Genomic DNA, 19,154 nt, shown 5'->3' with positions numbered 1-19,154 from the left:
CTACCAGGCCTCGTGCGAGCGCCGCACGCCGTCTTTCACGCTGGCGAGGGCGTCGGTTGCCCGCCGACCGGTCAACGGGTGGCGCCACGTGGGCTCGACGTCGAGCAGCGGTGCCAGCACGAACGCGCGCTCCTCTATGCGCGGGTGGGGCAGCCTGACCCCGTCATGGCGTAAGGCGCCCGCCACGTCCAGCAGGTCGAGGTCGATGACGCGCGGTCCCCACCGCTCACGCCGCACGCGGCCGAGCTCCTCCTCGATGGCAAGGAGTTCCGACAGCAGTGCGGCCTCGCGCCCCAGCCAGTCGCCGGCAGCCAGGGCCACGACGGCGTTGAGGTAGGGCGGTTGGCCTGCCGGGCCACCCTGGGCGGCGCTCTCGTACAGGTGAGAGCGCGCCAGTACCGGCGCCAGGCGCGAAAGCCGGGACGCGGCCTCCCGAAGCTGCGCCGCGGGGTCGCCGAGGTTCGCGCCGAGCGCGACGAACGCCTTTGGGCTCGTGTCACTCATCCGCCGCGGGCTCCCCGCCGCCGGCCGGCGCCGTTTGCCCCCCGCCACCTGACTCCCGCGCCTCGGACCGGCTCCTGAACACCTCGACGTAGACGTCGCGGAACACGCCGGGCAGCGGCGCGTGCGGCTTGTGCACCCTTACACGAACGGCGTCGACGAGGGCCTCTTCGGTGAGCAGCAGGGTCGCGATGTGATGGGCGAGCGCCTCGATCAGCTTGTACCGGCGCCCCGTCACGGCGCTCCCGACGAGTGCGTAAACGCGTCCGTAGTCGACGGTGTGCCTGATGGAGTCGGTGCCCGAGAGGCCGAGGACGAGCTCGACGTCGACCAGGAAGCGCGCCCCTAGCTTGCCCTCCTCCTCGTGGACCCCGTGGTAGCCGAAGAACTCCATGCCGCTCAGGACTATGCGGTCGTCTCCCCGTGGACGTTCGGCGTCTTGGTTCATGTGCGCCGCTCCCCCGGGCCTGCGGCCAGGATGGCGCTCCACACCGCGAGGGCGTGCGCGTGCGCCGCCACGTCGTGAACGCGCAGAAGTGCGGCGCCGTTGGCCGCGGCCCAGAGGTGGGCGCCCAGGCTGCCGGGCACGCGCGCCGCGGGCAGTTCCTCGCCCGTGATGGAGCCGATGAAGGCCTTGCGGGACGCTCCCACCATCAGCGGGGGAGCGTGGGCCGCCAACCTGTCGGTGGCCCTCAGCAGCGCTAGGTTGTGGCCCAGGTTCTTCCCGAAGCCGATGCCGGGGTCGATGACTACGCTGGGCACGCCGGCCTGCAGCGCCGCGCCGGCTCGCTCGAGCAAGAACGCCTCGACCTCGCCCACCACGTCCCGGTACTCGGGGGCCGCCTGCATGGTGCGGGGTTCCCCGCGCATGTGGACTACTATCGCCGGTGCGCCCGCGTCGGCGCAGACTCGTGTCATGTCCGGGTCGGTGAGGCCCCCGACGTCGTTCACGATGACGGCGCCGGCCTTGAGGGCGGCGGCGGCCACTCGCGGTTTGCGCGTGTCGACGCTCACCACCACCCCCTCGCCGGCTAGGGCCTCCACCACGCCGAGCACTCGGCACAGCTCCTCTCGCTCGTCGACGCCGCTGGCGCCGGGGCGCGTGGACTCGCCGCCGACGTCGACGATGAGCGCGCCTTCGGCCTGCAACCGCAGTCCGGCGGCTACCGCCTCGGCGGTGCCCGCATGCTCACCGGCGTCGCTGAAGCTGTCGGGGGTGACGTTCAGGACCCCGACGAGCGCCGGCCCGCGCCAGTCGAGCGATCCGCGCCCGCCCGCAAGGGCCGGCCCGAAACGGAGCTGGTGTAAAGCTTCCCAAGTCACGAATCAGCGACCTCTGCGCCGTAGACCCAGTCGGCGGGCCTCTCCGCCAGCCCGAAGCGCCACGCCACCGCCGTTGCGATGCGCCCCGCGGCGCGACCGTCCCCGTACGGGTTCGGCCTCTGGCGCATACGCTCCAGTTCAGCCGGGTCGCCAAGCAGCTCTTCGAGGCCGGAGCGCACGCGCGAGGGGTCGTTGCCGATGAGCCTGATCACCCCTGCTTCCACCCCTTCCGGGCGTTCCGTCACGTTGCGCAGTACGGCGACGGGAACGCCGAGGGCCGCGCCCTCCTCCTGCAGGCCGCCCGAGTCGGTGACGATGAGCTCGGAGGCGGACATCAGCGCGATCATCTCCCGGTAGTCGTACGGCTCGGCGAGAACCACGTTCGAGACCCCGCCGAGGGCGGGAGTGACCGCCTCTCTCACGGCAGGGTTGAGGTGAACGGGGTACACGAACCGGAGCCGCGGGTGCGCCCGGGCCACGGCCGCCAGGGCCCCCGCCAGGGCGGCCATCACCGGCAGGTTCTCGCGTCGGTGCATGGTGAGCGTCACGAACGGGCCCGTGCCAAGGCCAGGCGGCAGAGCGGCGCCCGCGCTCATGAAGCGCACGGCGTCGACCGCGGTGTTGCCCGTCACGACCATCCGGTCCTCCGTCTTGCCCTCTGCCAGGAGGTTGCGCCTCGCTAGTGCGGTGGGCGGCAGGTCCATGTCGGTCACGACGTCCGTCAGGCGGCGGTTCGCCTCCTCCGGGAAGGGCTGGCCCAGGTCGAACGAGCGCAGTCCGGCCTCGACGTGCGCTACGGGGATCCCGACCAGGAAGGCCGCCAGCGCCACCGCGAAGGTGGTGGTGGTGTCGCCATGCACGAGGACGTAGTCGGCGCGGAGCCGCTCCAACGCCGCGGCGGCGGCGGGCACGATGCGCCCGATGAGGTCGGTGAGGCTCTGGCGGCGGGTCATGACGCGCAGGTCGGTGTCGGGCGCGATGCCGAACGCAGTCAGCGAGTCGGCGAGCTGCTCCTTGTGCTGCCCCGTCACCAGCGTCAGGGCCTCCAGGCCGGGCATGCCCCGCAACGCGGCTACCACCGGCGCCATCTTGTTCGCCTCGGGTCGGGTCCCGAAGGCCGACACCACCCGGGGGCGCGCCCCGTGGGGGCTCAGCGCCGCGCCCTCCGGGGGCGCTGCGGCGGGCCTCACGCCGCCGACCCGGCGTGCCGGATCTCGGCGAGCCGCAGTAGCGATACGGCGGCGATGGCCCCCACCGTCAGCACGAGCGTGACCAGCGTCAGCACGGGCGGCGTCCGCGATAGCAACATGCCGGCAACGCCAAGGGCGAGCGTTGCCGCCCACAAGAGGATCACCGTGAGGCGCTTGGAGCCCGAGCGCTCACGGATGATGTCGTGGATGTGGTCGTTGGACGCCAGCGCCGGCGAGGACCCGCGCCTGAGGCGCCTGACAGTCACCTGGGTGATGTTCAGGACCGGCAGCGCGAGCACCAAGATTGGCGCCACCACCGAGATGGCGGCGGTCACCTTCAGGGCTCCCAACACGCTCACGGCCGCCAGGACGTAGCCGAGCAGGTAGGCGCCGGAGTCGCCCATGATGATCAGGGCGGGCCCGAAGTTGTAACGCAGGAAGCCGAGCGCCGAACCCGCAAGGGCGGCCAGCAGGAGCACGGCGGCGCCGCGGTCGTCGAACTGAAGCGCCACGGCTAGGAGGCTCATGCTCGAGATGGCGGCGATCCCTGACGACAGGCCGTCGAGGCCGTCGATGAAGTTGAAGGCGTTGGTGAACCCGACCACCCAGAGGATCGTCACGAGCACCGACATGGTCTCCGGGATGAAGAGGAACGAGCCCGAGCCGAAGTAGTCGGTGACGAAGCCGATGCGCACGCCGTTCACGACGAGGATGCCTGCGGCCACCACCTGCGTGGCCAGGCGGAGCGGAGGCGGCACCTCCCACATGTCGTCGATGAAACCGACGAGCGTCATCAGCGCGCCGCCCAGCGCGGTCGCGAGGAGCTCGACCCGGTAGTCGTTTATGAGTTGCGGCGCCACCAGGCTGCCCGCCAGTACGGCCAGGAGGAACCCCCCCAGGATGGCGATGCCGCCGATGTTCGGCAGGCGGCCGGCGTGCTGCCGGACTCCGCCCCCGTGCGCGCCGCCGCCGGCCTGAACCGCCCCGATCCGCAGCGCGAACTCCCGCACCCGCGGCACGAGCCAGAGAACGGCGCCGAACGCGACTAGGAAGGAGGCCGAGGCCAGAGGGATGAAAGCCAGGAGGGTGCCGCGCACGTCTCTCAGTCTACTTGCGGCCGTAAGGCGCTCATGAGCAACCGATGACCGGTGCCCGCCGGCGGCCGCAGCCGCGGCTCAGCGGGTGCCGTAGAGTCGGTCGCCGGCGTCGCCCAGCCCCGGAACGATGTAGCCGTGCTCGTTCAACCGCTCGTCCTGCGCGGCGATGATGATGTCGACGTCCGGATGCGCCGTCCGGATCACCTTTATCCCCTCGGGAGCCGCGATGATGCAGAGGAGGCGGATGCGCGTAGCGCCCTTCTCCTTGAGGAGCTGGATGGCAGCGGCCGCGCTACCGCCGGTCGCGAGCATGGGGTCGAGCAAGAACACGTCGCGCTCGCCGACGTCGCTCGGCAACTTCGAGTAGTACTGCACCGGCTTGAGGGACTCGGGGTCCCGGTAGAGCCCGATGTGGCCCACCCTGGCCGTCGGCATGAGGCTCAAGATGCCGTCGACCATCACCAAACCGGCGCGGAGGATGCCGATGAGCGCCAGCTTCTTACCGGCCAGCCGCTGCACTCTCGCTACGGCCACCGGCGTCTCGACCGTGGCCTCCTCGAGCTCGAGATCGCGCATGGCGTCGTAGGCCATCAGCATCGAGAGTTCCTGGCACAGGGCGCGGAACTCGCGTACGCTCGTCTCCTTGTCCCTAAGGATCGAGAGCTTATGCAACACGAGCGGGTGATCGACTATCGTGACGGCCATCGCCAGGTCCTTTCGCAACTCGGGGGCCACGTGGAGCGGCCACAGCGGCCCTGCCCGGTTGGCACGAAAAGGGCCGCCCTAGAAGGCGGCCCAGCTATGGCGGAGAGGGTGGGATTCGAACCCACGGTGCAGCGAAGCCACACAACGGTTTTCGAGACCGTCCCATTCAACCACTCTGGCACCTCTCCGGACGCGCGGGAAGGGCTGAAGACGCCTCACCCGAAGCGCGAGAAGTATACCGTAATGGTGACTAGCGAGGGGGAGGGGCGGGGCGCTGCTCCCTTGACGTGCCCCTCCGGGTTGCATACACTCCCAGTTGCGCCTTGGGCAGCCGTGGTGGCCCATCGTCTAACGGCAGGACAACGGATTCTGGTTCCGTCGGTCTAGGTTCGAATCCTAGTGGGCCAGCCAAACGCACCACACCGAGCAGCACCCCCGCTGGCGGCCAGGCCAGCGACCTGAGCGCGCACCGCAGTCACGGACGTTGGCCCATCGTCTAATGGCAGGACACCCGGTTTTGGTCCGGTCGGTCGGAGTTCGAATCTCTGTGGGCCAGCCACAGCGCCTCCCCTAGGGGAGGCGCTCTCCCTTGGACGCCGCTCTGCCCGAGTAGTCGTAGAAGCCGCGACCGGACTTCCGGCCCAGGTGTCCCGCCTCGACCAGTTTGCGCAACGTCTGCGGCGCCAGGAAGCGCTCGCCTATCGCCCCCCGCATGGAATCGGCTATCAGGAGCATGGTGTCGAGCCCGATGTAGTCGGACAGCTCCAGCGGGCCCATGGGGTGATTGAGCCCGAGCTTCACGGCCGTGTCGATGTCCTCCGCCGACGCCACGCCTTCCTCCAGCATCCTCACGCCCTCGAGGAGCAACGCCGCCAGGGCGCGGGTGGTCACGAACCCCTGCCTGTCCTTCACCGTGACCGTCGTCTTGTCGCAGGCCGCGGCCAGCGCGTGAGCGGCGGCGAGCGTGGCGTCGGACGTGTGTACGCCCCTCACCACCTCGACCAACGCCATGCGTTCCGGCGGGTTGAACCAGTGCATGCCCACGACCTTGTCGGGGCGGCCGGTGGCGCCCGCGATAGCCGTCACCGACAGCTCGCTCGTGTTGCTCGCCAGCACCGCGTGGGCGGGAGCCAGCCTGTCGAGCCTGCCGAAGATCTCGCGCTTGAGTTCGAGTACCTCCGGCACGGCCTCTATCACGAAGTCTGCGTCGGTGACAGCAACCTCGAGGTCGGTGGTCGTCAGCAGCCGCCCGGCGGCAACGGCCTCGTGAGCGCGCTTGCTCGCCCTCGTCCGGGCCTGGCCCAGGGCCTCCTCGCGCGTGTCGTAGAGGCTGACGCGGTGACCGGCGACCAGGAGCACGCTGGCTATCCCGGCACCCATGGTCCCGCCGCCGATCACCGCCACGCGGGGCGCCCTCGTGCGCTCGCCGCTCGCTTCGGTCTCGTCCAACATAGGGTTCACTCCGTTCATGGGGCGTCCACCGCGCACGGACCACGAGCCCCGCCCCTGCCGCCGGGGCACGGACCGGGGCGCCGGCGGCGCGGCGCCCATATCTCCCACCCTACCCGGGCGCGGGGGCGTAAAGGTCGTAGCGCACGGTGCGGCCGCGCAGGCTGCCGCTGGGCTCCTGCCCTCCCAACGCGCCCGCCCTGAGAGGCCTCTTCACCACCACGCGGCGACGCGCGAACGCGCGGGCGGCCTCGAGGAGTTCCGCTTCCTCCCCCGCCGCGGCGCCGGTTCCGTGCTCCAAGTGGGCTCGCAACGTGGCCATCCCCTTGTTAGGCAGCGCAGCCTTGGAGGCCTCGGGGAACATGGGGTCCAAGTAGACGATCCCGGCGGGCTCCCCGGCGGCGAGGTAATCACGCGCGTCGGTCACGTGGAGGGTGACGCGCCTCGCAGAGTCTGCCGCGGCGCGCCCGAACTGCCCCGCCATGGCCCTCGCGATGGCGTCCTCGAGCAGGGCGCCGAGCAGCGGCTCGCGTTCGAGCATGACCACGGGGTGGCCCAGGGAGGCCAAATGGAAGCCGTCGGCGCCCAAGCCCGCCGTTGCGTCCACCACGCTGGGTGCGCCGCCGGGCGTCCGGCTCAGGGCCGCGCGCGCCAGCAGGTCCCGGCCGGGCCGGGTCGGGGCCAGCAACTCGGCGACGGCAGCCACCACGCGCGCGCCGCCGGGTGCCAGCAGCGCCAGGCCCGCTGGCCCCACCTCGAGAACGAGTCCCCCGTGGCCCTTGCCGGCCGCTCCAAGGCTTAGCGGGGCGCCCAGGCGCCTTGCCCACTCCTTCGCCGCCGTCTCCGTCGCCCCGGTCGCTGCAGTCACCGCGAACGCGTGGGGCGGGGACATGTCGTCAACCCCCGGCTTCACGCCTAAGATGCTACCCCCGTCCTTGCGGCGCGGCTCGGGTCCTCGCTCCCCGTCCTTGCGGCGCGGCGCGGGTCCTCGCTCCCCGTCCTTGCGGCGCGGCGCGGGTCCTCGCTCCCCGTCCTTGCGGCGCGCCTCAGGTCCTCGCTCCGCGTTCACGCAACGCCGCCCGGGCCGGCCCTTAGTGCTACGATTCAACGGACGCAGGGCGACTGGGATTACGAATCCAAGCAGTCAAGGCCCGCTGACTTTGGATGCTTTCGAATACCAAGCGAATCCCCTAAGCATCACAAGTCGCGATCGAGGGAGGTTCGGAACATGAGCCACAAGGAACTACAAGCACGCCGCCAGGCCGCCGTCACGCGCGCCGCTCAGAGCGTGCACCCCATCTACCCGGTTCGTGGCGAGGGCAGCTACGTCTGGGACGCCGACGGCAAGAAGTACCTGGACTTCTCGGCCGGCATCGCGGTCATGAACCTCGGCCACTCGCACCCCAAGGTGCTGGCGGCCGTCAAGCGCTCGGTCGACGAGTTCCAGCACCTCTGCTTCGCCGTGGGCATGCACCCCTCCTACATCGAGCTGGCCGAGCGGCTCAACGCCATCGCTCCGGGCCCCACCCCGAAGAAGACCTTCCTGGTGAACTCAGGCGCCGAAGCGGTCGAGAACACCGTCAAGATCGCCCGCGCCTACACCAAGCGGGCCGGCATCGTCGCGTTCACGCACGCGTTCCACGGCCGCACCTACATGGCCATGTCGCTCACGAACAAGGCCAACCCGTACAAGACGGGCTTCGTGATGCGCGCCGCCGAGGTCTACCGCGCCGAGTACCCGTATCACTTCCGCAACCCCTGGGGCGCCAAGACCCCGGAGGAGACCGGCGAGGCTGCCCTCAAGGCGCTCAAGAACCAGGTCAAGTACACCATCGGCGAGAGCGAGGTGGCCGCGTTCCTGATCGAACCCGAGGCGGGCGAGGGCGGCTTCATCCCTGCCCCGCGCAACTTCCTGGCAGGGCTTCGCAAGTACGCCGACGAGATCGGCGCGCTCTGGATCGACGACGAGGTGCAGACGGGCATCGGCCGTACCGGCAAGACGTGGGCGGTGGATCACTACGGGCTCGAGCCCGACCTCATCGCCTCCGCCAAGGGCCTGGGCTCCGGCTTCCCGATCGCCGCGGTCGTCGGCAAGGCGCACATCATGGACTCGCTGAACCCGGGAATGCTCGGCACCACCTTCGGGGGCAACCCCACCAGTTGCGCCGCGGCCCTGGCGACCTTGGACGTCATGGCGCAAGAGAACATCCCGGAGAAGGCGGCGCGCCTCGGCGAGGTCGCCCGAGCGCGCCTCGACGCCCTGAAGGAGCGCTACGCCGCCATCGGCGAGGTGCGCGGACTCGGCATCATGCTCGGCATCGAGTTCGTGGGTGAGGACGGCATCACTCCCGACCCCAAGACGGTGGATGCGCTTCTCGTAGAGGCGCGGAACCAGGGGCTCATCCTCCTCTCGACGGGCACCTACGGCAACGTCATCCGCCTGCTGCCACCCCTCACCATGACCGAGGACGAACTCCTCGCCGGCCTCGAGATCGTCGAGGACGCCCTCGCGAAGGTCCTTCAGGACAAGGCCGTCGTCGCCTGAGTCTTGCGGCAAACGAGTGAGTCGTTCGGAGCGCGCGAACCGTCACAGGTTCGCGCGCTCTGCCTTATCCGGCGCTCTGCTTGATTCGGTCCTCAGGGTTCCCGGCCCTGCTTGATCGGCACGCCCACCATGTTCCCCCACTCCGTCCAGGAACCGTCGTAGTTGCGCACGCGGGGGTATCCGAGCAGGTACTTGAGCACGAACCAGGTATGGCTGGAGCGCTCCGCTATCCGGCAGTAGGCCACCACGTCGTGGTGGCGCAATACCCCAGCCCCGGCATACAGGCTCTCGAGCTCCTCGGCGCTCTTGAAGGTGCCGTCCGGGTTGGCCGCGAGCGCCCACGGCACGTTGGCGGCCCCGGGGATGTGACCACCGCGAAGCGCGCCCTCTTGCGGGTAGTCGGCCATGTGCAGCTTCTCCCCCGTGTACTCGGGCTCGCTGCGGACGTCCACCAGCGAACCGGTGCCGTGGGTGACCTCGAGTAGGTGTTTCATGACGTCCGGCGCGAAGGCCCTGATCGACGCGTCCCTATACGGCACGGCGTAGTTGCCACGCGGCACGCTCGGCACGGTGGTCTCGAGCTTGCGCCCCTCGGCGACCCACTTCTGTCTGCCGCCGTCCATGAGGCGCACGTCGGCGTGGCCGTTGTACTTGAAGAACCAGAAGGCGTAGGCCGCCCACCAGTTGGACTTGTCGCCATAAAGGACGACGGTGGTGTCGTTGCTGACGCCCTTGGCCTCCATCAGCGAGGCGAAGCCTTCGGGCCCGATGAAGTCGCGCACGTCTGCCCGCTGAAGTTCCGTCAACCAGTCGAGCTTCAGGGCGCCGGGAACGTGCCCCCGGTCGTACAGCAAGACGTCCTCGTCGACCTCGAAGATGCGTAGGGCGCTGTCTTGGGGATGCGCGTCCACCCAATCGGTACTCACAAGGGCCTCTGGGTGGGCGTAGGGAAGCGGCTCGTTACCCATGCACTTCCTCCTTCGCCCGCATGCTAACCGTGGCCGCCCGGAAGGCGTCGCTCACAGGTGCCCGAAGCGCGGTGGTGGGCAAGGCTATACTCGCGAGGTGGCAAAGGTTCAGCTCGCCCCATCCATCCTCTCCGCCGACTTCTCGCGCCTGGGCGAGGCCGTGGCAGCGGTCGCCGCTGCAGGCGCGGACCTCGTGCACGTCGACGTCATGGACGGGCACTTCGTGCCGAACATCACCATCGGTCCGGCCGTCGTGGCGGCGGTCAAGCGCAACAGCGAACTGCCGCTGGACGTGCACCTGATGATCTCGGAGCCCGAACGCTACGTGACCGACTTCGTGGAGGCGGGCGCGAGCATCCTGACCGTCCACGCCGAGGCCACCCACCACCTGCACCGGCTGCTGGGGCAGGTGCGTGAGGCGGGGGCCAAGGTCGGGCTGGCGCTCAACCCACTCACCCCGCTCGACGTGCTGGAAGGCGCGCTTCCGTACCTGGACGTGGCCCTGGTCATGAGCGTGAACCCGGGCTTCGGCGGGCAGTCCTTCATCCCAGCGTCGACCCCACGGGTCGAGGCCGTCAGGCGCATGCGAGACCGCATGAACCCCAACTGCCTCATCGAGGTGGACGGCGGCGTGAACGTCAAGACTGCGCCCCTGGTGGCCGCGGCCGGCGCCGACGTGCTGGTGGCCGGCAGCGCCGTGTTCGGTGGTCACGGCACGGTGGCGGAGAACGTGGCCGCGCTGCGTGCGGCCGTGGAGCCCCAGGCCTGAAGCGCCTACGGCCTGAATCGCCCTAGGCCGTGAGGCGGCGCCGAGGGTCTTCTTAGACTTAGGGTCTTCTTAGACTTAGACGGATCACATCCGAGGGATCTTTTCGACGGTTCTCTTCGAGGCTTCAGGCGACCGCCTGGAAACTCCCCAATGACCTGAAGCGGCGGTAGCGCGAGTCGAGCAGTTGCTCGGGCGTCAGTGGCGCCAGCAGAGCCAGTTCCTCGATCAGGGCCTGCTTCACGAGTTCCATGGCCGCGTCGCGGTTGTTGTGAGCGGCGCCGAGCGGCTCGGCGATGACGCGGTCGACGACGCCCAGAGCCATCAGGTCCCGGGCCGTGATGCGTAACGCCTCGGCGGCCTTCTCGGCCTCGCCCGCGTCACGCCAGAGGATCGCCGCGCAGGACTCGGGGCTGATGACCGAGTAGATGGCGTTCTCGAGAATCAACACCCTGTTGGCCACCCCGATGGCAAGGGCGCCACCGGAGCCACCTTCCCCTATCACCACGCTAACGGCCGGCACTTTCAGGCGCGCCATGCGCTGGATGCTCTCGGCGATGACCCACGCCTGTCCCTGCTCCTCGGCGGCCAGCCCGGGGTACGCGCCCGGCGTGTCGATCAGCGAGATGACGGGCAGCCGGAACTTGTCGGCCAGGTCGAACATGCGCATGGCCTTGCGGTAACCGCTCGGGTGGCTCATGCCGAAGTTCCGGTGGATGTTCTCCTTCGTGTCGCGGCCCTTCTGCTGGGCGATGACGACCACGCTGGACCCGCCCAGGCGCGCAAGCCCCGTGACGATGGCGGGGTCGTCGCCCAGGTTGCGGTCGCCGTGAAGCTCCACGAAGCCCTCGAAGGCGTGCTGCAGGTAATCGAGACCCGTCGGCCGGCCGGGGGCACGAGCCACCTGGACCCGCTGCCAGCGCGTGAGGTTGTCGTAGGTCTCGCGCTTGAGGCCGTCGAGGCGGCCCTGCAGCGCCTCGATCTCGCTGCCCAGGTCGATCTCCTGCTGGCCGGCGTAGGCCCGCATGTCGCGGATCTTCGCCTCTAGTTCGTCGATCGGCCTCTCAAACGGCAGCGACACTGGCCACCCCCTTCTCGGGCTCGGGAAGGCTCCCACGCAGCAGCATCAGCACCTCGGCGATGCGCCCCTTGAGCGCCCGGCGGTCGACGACATCGTCGACCATGCCCTTCTGGAGGAGGAACTCCGCGCGCTGGAAGCCCTCCGGCAGGTCTTGGCGGATCGTCTGCTGTATGACTCGCGGTCCTGCGAACGAGATGAGTGCGCCGGGCTCCGCGAAGATGATGTCGCCCAGGGTCGCGAACGAGGCCGTGACACCGCCCGTCGTGGGGTCGGTCAGGACGCTCACGTAAGGCAGGTGCTTACGCGCCAACCCCTCGAGCGCCACGGTGGTCTTGGCCATCTGCATGAGGGAGAGCGCCCCTTCTTGCATACGGGCGCCACCCGACGCCGTGATCGCGACGAACGCCCGCCCCTCGTCGGTAGCGCGCTCGGCGGCGCGGGCTATCTCCTCGCCTACGACCGACCCCATGGAGCCGGCCATGAAGAAGAAGTCCATGACTACGAGCGCCACGGGCTGGCCGCTCAGGAGCGCGGCGCCCGTCACGATGGCGTCGGGCCGGCCCTGCTTCTCGCGGGCAGCCTCGAGGCGTTCCGTGTACGGCTTCGCGTCGACGAACTCGAGCGGGTCCAGCGGTTCGATGTCCCCGGACCAAGGCACGAAGGAGTCGTCGTCGGCCAGGAGCGCGATGCGCGCCTCCACCGGCATGCGGTAATGGTGGCCGCACTCGGGGCAGATGTAGGTGTTGGCAACGAGGTCCTTGCGGTAGATCTGGGCGTTGCAGCTCTCACACTTGAGCCAGAGGCCCGCCGGGCTGTTGTCGTCCTCTTTCTTGGTGGGGCGGTTCCGGCGGAACCAACGCTCAAGCGCCATCGTCACTCCTCGACCCCGGTGGAGCCTCAGTCGACGTGAGGAAACGGTCGTGCACGCCGCATGATAGCAGCCCTGCAGGGGCGTTCGGCCCAAGCGCCCCTCGGAGTGGCGCGGATTCCGGCAGCAACGGCGCTAGCTCGACTCCAGCTCGCCGACCGGTTGCGCCGTCCGGGCGGGGGCCTCCGGCTCGTCGACCGGGCCCGCCGGGGGCTCGTCGACCGGGCCCGCCGGGGGCTCGTCGGCGCGTGGTGGTGCGGTTGTCGCCTCCCGCCGCCGCCCGCCGGACTCCGGGGCCGCGCCTGCTCCAGCGTCGCCCGTCATCTCGCTCCGGCCCGTGAAGCGCGCGCCATCTTCGATGTCGAGAGCTGCGGCCTTCACGTCCCCCACGAGCTCACCGCCCTTCCAGATCTCGACCTTACCGCTGACGACGAGTTGCCCGGCCCTCACAAGGCCGATGATCTTCACCTCGTCCGCTTCCAGCCTCTCGGCCTCCACCGTCCCGGACTCCGCCACTTCCAGCACGCCGGTCACGCGGACGTTTCCCCGCACCTTCCCGTGCACGCGCACGCGGCCCTTCGCGACCAGCTCGCCGGTCAGGACGGTGTCTTGGTGGATGTAGGTGAAGGGTTCTCGGGCCGGCGCCGGTTCGGTTTCGGGGTTGCGTCGTCTGAACATCTGGCCTCCTTGTCGGCCAACTTCGCCGTGTCTTGCGCATCGGTTGAGGGTACCCTTGGTGCGTCGTATCCTACGGCAATGGAAAGCGCGAAGGTCGTCCTCGTCACCAACGTCGGCATGGGTTACGGCCGCGCCGTCGCGTTGGCGTACGGGCGGGCCAAGTACCACGTCGTCTGCGCGGACCGCGACGTGGACCTGGCCGCCAAGACCGCCGCCGAGGTCGAGGAGCTCGGCGGCCAAGCGATTCCCATCCAAGCAGACATGACGACGCAGATGGACGTCCTCGCGTCGTATCACAAGGTGATGGAGATCTTCGGGGCCCTGGGCGGCGTGGTCCACCTCGCCTCGCACGTGAGCACCACGCCGTTCGAAGACCTCGCGGAGGCGGAGTTCTTCGAGTTGCTGGCCGAGAACGTACGCTCCACCTACCTGGCGATGAAGGCCGCGGCACGCCTGTTGAGCGGCGGTTGGGTGGTGGTGGTGGCGCCGCCGGCGCTGGACTCCGTGCAGATGCACACCGTGCAGGGCGCGCTGAAGCAGATGGTGGTCGGCTTCAGCCACCGTTTCGCGTACCCGCGCGTGAACCTCGTCATACCCTCGCGGTCCCCGTCCGACCCCCGCCACGACCAGGCGCTGGTCCGGACCGTGCGCTTCCTGGGCTCACCGGAGGCGACGGGTGTGAGCGGGCAGGTCGTCGACGTGGAGCTGCCGCAACCGCCCCGGGTGGCCGAGAACCTCCTTCCCGAGGTGCTGGCCGCACTCGACGAATCGGCACGGCAGTCGGACGACGACCCCTTCGGCGGTTGGGGCGCCGCTGACGACGAGCTCGAGGACACCAACACCCTCCTGGGCGCGCCGGGGCTCAGGCGGCCGGGCCGCCCGGTCCGCGAGTTCGAGGCGGACGACTACGCAGACGAACAAGGACGTTCCGGCAATGGTCGCCAGGCGCACGGCTATCCCGGTTTCGGGCCCGGCGAAGGTTCGGATTCAGGGCTCGGGTTCGGCCCGGGCCACGAGCCGGAAACCGGCCTCGGCCCCTACGCCGGCGGGCCCGACGACGGGCCCGACGACAGCCTCGAGGACGAAGCGGATGACGACTCGGATTACTGGGCCTCCGAGATGGGCCTGCCCGAGGGTCCCGCCCTCAGGCACCTGGTGGCCGAGGAGGGCGGCGGCTCGTACGCCTCGGACCAGGAGACCGCGAACGACCTTTACGGCGACCTCAGGCGACTCGACGGCCTCGGCCTCGAAGGCGACGACCCCGCGCGCGAGGGCGACGCGGGAGACCAGCGCTGGCCCGGTAGCCGGCGCCGGCTACCCTGATCCGCCATGAGGTGCCCGTACTGTTCCGCCGAGGACACGCGCGTCATCAACTCGCGGCCGTCCGACGAGGGCGCGGCCATCAGGCGGCGGCGGGAGTGCGTGGCCTGCTCGCGCCGCTTCACCACCTACGAGCGCGCCCAGTTCGAGGCGCTCATGGTGCGCAAGCGCTCCGGCCGGCTGGAGGCGTTCAACCCCGACAAGCTCTTGGATAAGCTGCGCATAGCCTGCAACAAGCGGCCGGTGAGCGAGAAGCAGTTGCGCGAGTTCGCTTACTCGTTCGAGGACGAGACGGGCACACCCGAGATCGCCAGCGAGGAGATCGGCGGGCGCGTCCTGCAGTTCTTGCAAGACGCGGACAGCGTCTCTTACATCCGATTCCTGAGCGTCTACGGCGACTTCGAGTCGGTGGACCGCTTCATCGAGGAGATACGAGACCTCGAGGACAGAGGCGGCGCCAAGAACTGAGCCCGCGATGGCGCTTCCCGCAGCCCCGTGAGCAGCCCCCCGAGCTGCCCGCCAGGTGACTCAGGCGTCCCAGGCCACGGTCGAGCCGCCCTGGCCCTTCGTCACCACCAGCCTCGCGGGCAGGCGTTCGCTGAGTTCGGGGACGTGCGTGATGACGCCCACCATGCGCCCCTCGCTGGTCAACGACTCGAGGACCGTGGTCACGCTCTCCAAGGTGGCCCGGTCCAAGGTGCCGAAGCCCTCGTCGAGGAACAGCGCGCCGAGCGCGGCGTTGCCGGCGAGCGTGTCGGATAGCGCCAGCGCCAGGCCGAGGCTCGCGACGAAGCTCTCGCCCCCCGACAGGGTCCTGGCGCTGCGCAGCTCGCCGCCCGCCCAGGCGTCGGCGACGAGGTAATCGCCGTCGAGCAGGTGAAGGTCGAAGCGCCCGTCCGTGACGCTGCGGATGATGGCCGAGGCGCGCCGCGCCAGCCGCTGCTGCACCCGCGTCATCAAGTACTCCTGGAAGCGGTCGCTTCGCAGGTCGAGGGCGAGCTGCTTGTGGATCTCCGCCTGGCCGCGCTGCGCGGCCAGGTCGCTGCTCAGTTGCCTCTTGCGCTCCAGGCGTTCCGCGGCCGTTGCCAACCGGTCCTCCACGGTGGCCAGTTCTGCCGCCAGCTCCGTGCGCCGCTCGCGTGCCTCCTCCAACTCCTGCCCCAGCCTTTCCGCCAGGCCGATCGGGCCGAGTCGTTCCGGGTCGGGCAGCAGGGGTTGCTTCGCCAACTCGGCCCGGAGCTCCACCTCCGAGCGCTGGGCGGTGTTGAGTTCCTGCCTGTGCTCGCCCACGCGGACGGCAAGCTCCTCCATCCGCTGCTCGCCACGCACCGCGGCGCGCGCCTCGGCGAGGTCGGCGAAGCCCCCGGCGGCCGCGGCCGTTGCCACGGCGGCGGCCGCGGCCTGGGCGTCGCTGCGCGCCTGAGTGGCGCGGCTCGCCGCGTTGTCGCGGTCGGCGGCGGCACGCGCCGCCAGGCGTTCGGCCTGGGCGAGTCTGGACGCGGCCGCCTCCAGCGCCGCCCTGGTTCCCGCCAGGCCGCTCTTCAGCACCTCGGCATACTCTTCAGGCTCGAACGCCGCCGGGTCGGCGACGACCACTCCGGCCGCCCCCAGGAAGTCGAGGATCGCCCGCGCGTGAGCGGCCAGCGCTTCCAGGCGCGCACCCCTCAGTGCCTCCTCGACGCGTTTCACATCGAGCTCGCCGGCGGAACCCGCGGAACCCAGCGCACCCTGTAACCGCTCGACCGCCTCCGCTCGCGCCTCGGCGGCGGCCTCGGCGGCGGCGATCGCCTCGGAAACGGCTGTACCCGCGGCCTCGTGCCTCGCCTTGGCGCCCTCGAGGTCGGCTCTCGCCTGGCTGTAGGCGGTCCTGGCCTCGTTCAGCCGGGCTTCCGCCGCCTTGGCGGCCTCCTCGGCGGCAGCCACCTCCGAAAGCTCTCCTGCCTCCGCCAACGCGGTCACGACGTTGCCGCAAACTGGGCAGGGATCGCCAACGTGGACGTGCGCCCTGACAGTGGCCGCGGCGTCTTCGCGCAGCGCCGCATGGTGAGCCGCGGTGAGCCGTGCCGCCTCGGCCTGCAGTTGCGTGCCCTCCCGGGTCCGCCGCTCGAGGTCGCTGGTGAGTGCCGCCACGCGCGTGAGGGCGGCCGCCTCGGCCTTCTTGGCCGCTGCCAGGCGCCGCTCCGCCGCCTCCATGGCGGCCACCACGCGGACCAGCGCCGGCAGTTGCCCCTCGGCTACCTGTAGGGCGTTCCACGCGTCCTCGTCGAGCCAGCCGGCACGCGCCGCGCCGGGGGCGAGCTCCAGCCCGCCGCCCAACGTGCGCAACCGGGCGAGGGCGGGCGCCACTTCCTGCAACGCGGCCAACTCGCGCTCAATGAGCGGCGCCCGCTGCTCCAGCAGGGCCCGCGCCGCTTCGACCTCGCGGTTCGCCGCCTCGGCCTCCGCGGCGCGCGCGGTTGCGTCGGCCGCCGCGCGTTCGAGTTCCGCCGCGGCCACCAGGGCGCGCTCTTCGGCCTTGGCCTGCGCGTTGATGGCGGGCGTCAACATGTGCGCGCGGCGCGCCGCCTCCAGCTCGGCGTCCAGCGCCGCCACGGTCGGCGCCGCTGCAGTCAGCCTCTCGAGGCGGAGGCTCAGGGCGTCGAGCGCACGCTCCAACCTGGCGCGCTCCCTGGCCACGGCCAGCGACCGTTCCCGCTCCAGCAGGGCGGCGCCCGACTCCTTGGCCGCCGCCTCGAGCTCGAGCTTTCGGTCCTGGAGCGACCGGACCGCCGCCGCGCTCACCTCCTTGTAGTCCTCCTCGAGCCGCGTATTGAGGGCACCGGCCACCGCCTCGGCCTCGCGGCCGAGCCTGCTCGCCAGCTCACGCACGCGCTCCACCCTGTCGAGCCCGAGCAGCGCGACGAGCAGGCGGCGCCGCTCACCGGCATCGCCACGCAGGAACTCGTCGAAGGCTCCCTGGGGGAGGAGGACGGCGCGGGTGAATCCCGAGTAGTCGAGGCCGACGATCTCCTCGATGAGCCTGTTCGCCTCGCGCACCCGCTCGCTCTCTGGCAACTGCTGCCACCCACCGGTGGCGACCGCGTTCACGTCGGCTTTCTCTACCCGTACTTCCGTCGCCACCCCGGAAGGCTTGCGCTGCGCGGCCCGCGTCACCCGGAACAGGCCGCGAGCGGCGCGGAAGGTGAGCTGCACGAACATCGCGGTGGCTCCAGGGCTCAACAACGATTCCAGGCCGCGGCCGCCGAGCCTTGGCGTCTGGCCGTACAGGGCGTACGTGATGGCGTCGAGGAGCGTGGACTTGCCGGCGCCGGTGGGCCCGGTGACGGCGAACAGCTCCACTTCGGAGGCGCTCCAATCGATGACGGCCCGCTGCCGGTAGCAGGTGAAGCCCTCGAGTTCGAGCTTGACGGGCGTCAAGGCGTGACCTCGTCGTGCAGCTTCTCGAACAGCTTCACGAGCTCGTCTTGCCCCTGGTCGCCGCGTTCGGTTCGGAGGTACTCGCGGAAGGAGTCCACCAATGAGAGGGCCTCCAAGTCGAACGCCTCGTCGTCCTCCTCCTCGCCGGGCAGCTGCTGCTCGACCAGCAGCAGGTTGGGAAGGTCCTGCTGCAGCCGCTCCTTGAGCCCCGGGCGTGGCCGCTGCAAACGCACGACGAGCTTGAGCCAGCCGTCGAAACTCGCCAGCTCTAGGACGCGCCGTTCGAGCTCTTCCTCCGAGGCGACGACGCGCTTGAGCGGCTTGCCGGCCGCCAGCTGGTGCAGGCGGTACTCCGTCGGGCGGCCGGCCGCCAACTCCGCGAGCACCACGCTGCGGGCGTCGCCGGCCTCGCCGAAGTCGAGCTGCAGGAGGCTCCCGGGGTAGCGCGCCTTGTTCTCGGCCAGGCCCTGCACCGCCTGCGGCTTGTGGATGTGGCCGAGGGCGGCGTAGGAGACGGCTTCGGGCACTATCGACGCCGGGACCGTGTACGCGTTCGTGCTGTGGAACACGTACTCGGAGTTGGCGAGCGTGGCGCCCTCGAACGTCGTGTGCATGAGCAGCAGGTTGACGGAGCTGCCGTCCATGTCTCCCGTCAAGTTGTCGACCAGCTTGCGCATGACCTGGCGGTACTGGTCGTGCTGTTCGCCCGGGCCCCACTCGATCAGGTTGGCGGCAGCGATCATGCGGCGCTCGGATAGGAACGGTAACGCCGCCACCCTCACGCGCTCGCCACCGAGGTCCAGCTCGAACGCGCCGCCGGCGCCGGCGGGCCGGTAGGCTCCCACCACGTGCACGTTGGCGAGCCGCAGCACGCTCCCCACGGCGTCCAGCCGCTGCGGTGAGTCGTGGTTGCCGGCGATGACCACGCTGGGGATGCCGGCGCCCGAGACCTCGAGGAAGAAGTCGTAGACGGCCTCCTCGGCCGCCGCGCTGGGGTTGCGGTTGTCGTAGACGTCTCCGGCGACGACCACGAGGTCCACCGCCTCGACCTTGGCCAGCTCGGCGACCTCGGACAGGGCAGCGCGCACCTCGGCCGTGCGGTCGACGCCGTGAAGGTTCCGCCCGGCATGCCAGTCGGCCGTATGGAGCAGCTTCATGCCGGTAAGTGTAAGCGGGGGCCGCGGCAACTAGTGACGCGGGCCGCGGGCGCGGCAACTAGTGACGCGGGCCGCGGGCGCGGCAACTA

At 70.3% G+C, this 19,154-nt stretch carries 18 protein-coding genes and 3 tRNA genes; 6 read left to right on the top strand and 15 right to left on the bottom strand.

Going from position 1 to position 19,154, the window contains the following annotated elements; genetic code table 11:
* The 7 genes from folK to ROY82_04530 form a co-directional block, all read right to left on the bottom strand.
* Positions 1 to 504 (bottom strand): 2-amino-4-hydroxy-6-hydroxymethyldihydropteridine diphosphokinase, encoded by a 504-nt coding sequence (gene folK / locus ROY82_04560; protein MDT3681738.1) that lies wholly within the window; start codon positions 502 to 504, stop codon positions 1 to 3.
* Positions 497 to 949 carry a dihydroneopterin aldolase gene (gene folB / locus ROY82_04555; protein ID MDT3681737.1) on the bottom strand — a complete coding sequence of 151 codons (453 nt, stop codon included), beginning with the start codon at positions 947 to 949 and terminating at the stop codon, positions 497 to 499. The genes folK and folB overlap by 8 nt, the downstream gene beginning before the upstream one ends.
* Positions 946 to 1,824, bottom strand: a complete 879-nt coding sequence (folP, locus tag ROY82_04550) for a dihydropteroate synthase (GenBank protein ID MDT3681736.1) — start codon at positions 1,822 to 1,824, stop codon at positions 946 to 948. The genes folB and folP overlap by 4 nt, the downstream gene beginning before the upstream one ends.
* Positions 1,821 to 3,014, bottom strand: a complete 1,194-nt coding sequence (gene wecB / locus ROY82_04545) for a UDP-N-acetylglucosamine 2-epimerase (non-hydrolyzing) (protein ID MDT3681735.1) — start codon at positions 3,012 to 3,014, stop codon at positions 1,821 to 1,823. Before wecB ends, folP begins: the two co-directional genes overlap by 4 nt.
* A complete protein-coding gene (locus ROY82_04540) occupies positions 3,011 to 4,111 on the bottom strand; it encodes an MraY family glycosyltransferase (GenBank protein ID MDT3681734.1) in 1,101 nt (366 codons plus the stop codon). The genes wecB and ROY82_04540 overlap by 4 nt, the downstream gene beginning before the upstream one ends.
* Before the next feature lie 78 nt (positions 4,112 to 4,189).
* On the bottom strand, positions 4,190 to 4,834 hold the full coding sequence (gene upp, locus ROY82_04535; protein MDT3681733.1) for a uracil phosphoribosyltransferase: 645 nt from the start codon (positions 4,832 to 4,834) through the stop codon (positions 4,190 to 4,192).
* 79 nt (positions 4,835 to 4,913) lie between these two features.
* Positions 4,914 to 5,004, bottom strand: a tRNA-Ser gene (locus ROY82_04530).
* Between the two features lie 149 nt (positions 5,005 to 5,153).
* Here ROY82_04530 and ROY82_04525 point away from each other — a divergent pair.
* Positions 5,154 to 5,227 (top strand) — tRNA-Gln (locus tag ROY82_04525).
* A gap of 74 nt (positions 5,228 to 5,301) precedes the next feature.
* Positions 5,302 to 5,375: transfer RNA gene (locus ROY82_04520), tRNA-Gln, on the top strand.
* An 11-nt stretch (positions 5,376 to 5,386) separates the two neighbouring features.
* Here the strand turns inward: ROY82_04520 and ROY82_04515 are convergent.
* Positions 5,387 to 6,268: a 3-hydroxyacyl-CoA dehydrogenase family protein gene (locus tag ROY82_04515; protein ID MDT3681732.1), complete on the bottom strand. Its 882-nt coding sequence runs from the start codon at positions 6,266 to 6,268 to the stop codon at positions 5,387 to 5,389.
* 109 nt (positions 6,269 to 6,377) lie between these two features.
* Entirely contained in the window at positions 6,378 to 7,178 is an 801-nt protein-coding gene (locus tag ROY82_04510; GenBank protein ID MDT3681731.1) for a class I SAM-dependent methyltransferase, read from the bottom strand.
* Positions 7,179 to 7,493: 315 nt separating this feature from the next.
* Here ROY82_04510 and ROY82_04505 point away from each other — a divergent pair, with 315 nt between their 5' ends.
* The gene (locus tag ROY82_04505) at positions 7,494 to 8,810 is read left to right on the top strand and encodes an aspartate aminotransferase family protein (GenBank protein ID MDT3681730.1); all 1,317 of its coding nucleotides are present in this window, start codon (positions 7,494 to 7,496) and stop codon (positions 8,808 to 8,810) included.
* A gap of 92 nt (positions 8,811 to 8,902) precedes the next feature.
* Here ROY82_04505 and ROY82_04500 read toward each other — a convergent pair whose 3' ends face one another.
* Positions 8,903 to 9,778: a sulfurtransferase gene (locus tag ROY82_04500; GenBank protein ID MDT3681729.1), complete on the bottom strand. Its 876-nt coding sequence runs from the start codon at positions 9,776 to 9,778 to the stop codon at positions 8,903 to 8,905.
* A gap of 97 nt (positions 9,779 to 9,875) precedes the next feature.
* On the opposite strand from ROY82_04500, the gene rpe reads away from it, so the two are divergent.
* A complete protein-coding gene (gene rpe, locus ROY82_04495; protein MDT3681728.1) occupies positions 9,876 to 10,547 on the top strand; it encodes a ribulose-phosphate 3-epimerase in 672 nt (223 codons plus the stop codon).
* Positions 10,548 to 10,671: 124 nt separating this feature from the next.
* On the opposite strand, the gene ROY82_04490 is transcribed toward rpe, so the two are convergent.
* From ROY82_04490 to ROY82_04480, 3 genes are all read right to left on the bottom strand, one after another.
* On the bottom strand, positions 10,672 to 11,625 hold the full coding sequence (locus ROY82_04490) for an acetyl-CoA carboxylase carboxyltransferase subunit alpha (protein ID MDT3681727.1): 954 nt from the start codon (positions 11,623 to 11,625) through the stop codon (positions 10,672 to 10,674).
* Positions 11,609 to 12,496 (bottom strand): acetyl-CoA carboxylase, carboxyltransferase subunit beta, encoded by an 888-nt coding sequence (gene accD / locus ROY82_04485; GenBank protein MDT3681726.1) that lies wholly within the window; start codon positions 12,494 to 12,496, stop codon positions 11,609 to 11,611. The genes ROY82_04490 and accD overlap by 17 nt, the downstream gene beginning before the upstream one ends.
* A 132-nt stretch (positions 12,497 to 12,628) precedes the next feature.
* Positions 12,629 to 13,171 (bottom strand): polymer-forming cytoskeletal protein, encoded by a 543-nt coding sequence (locus ROY82_04480; GenBank protein MDT3681725.1) that lies wholly within the window; start codon positions 13,169 to 13,171, stop codon positions 12,629 to 12,631.
* A gap of 78 nt (positions 13,172 to 13,249) precedes the next feature.
* Here ROY82_04480 and ROY82_04475 point away from each other — a divergent pair, with 78 nt between their 5' ends.
* Positions 13,250 to 14,494 carry an SDR family NAD(P)-dependent oxidoreductase gene (locus tag ROY82_04475; protein ID MDT3681724.1) on the top strand — a complete coding sequence of 415 codons (1,245 nt, stop codon included), beginning with the start codon at positions 13,250 to 13,252 and terminating at the stop codon, positions 14,492 to 14,494.
* A gap of 6 nt (positions 14,495 to 14,500) precedes the next feature.
* A complete protein-coding gene (gene nrdR / locus ROY82_04470) occupies positions 14,501 to 14,959 on the top strand; it encodes a transcriptional regulator NrdR (protein ID MDT3681723.1) in 459 nt (152 codons plus the stop codon).
* 60 nt (positions 14,960 to 15,019) lie between these two features.
* Here the strand turns inward: nrdR and ROY82_04465 are convergent, their stop codons facing one another.
* Positions 15,020 to 17,908 carry an SMC family ATPase gene (locus ROY82_04465; GenBank protein ID MDT3681722.1) on the bottom strand — a complete coding sequence of 963 codons (2,889 nt, stop codon included), beginning with the start codon at positions 17,906 to 17,908 and terminating at the stop codon, positions 15,020 to 15,022.
* Complete coding sequence (locus tag ROY82_04460) at positions 17,905 to 19,065, bottom strand: exonuclease SbcCD subunit D C-terminal domain-containing protein (GenBank protein MDT3681721.1); 1,161 nt, start codon at positions 19,063 to 19,065, stop codon at positions 17,905 to 17,907. Before ROY82_04460 ends, ROY82_04465 begins: the two co-directional genes overlap by 4 nt.
* Positions 19,066 to 19,154 lie beyond the last annotated feature (89 nt).

The organism is Truepera sp. (assembly GCA_032027045.1).
Lineage (GTDB): Bacteria > Deinococcota > Deinococci > Deinococcales > Trueperaceae > JAAYYF01.
The sequence above is the reverse complement of the archived record's forward strand: the minus strand, read 5'-3'. Positions and strand labels throughout refer to the sequence as shown.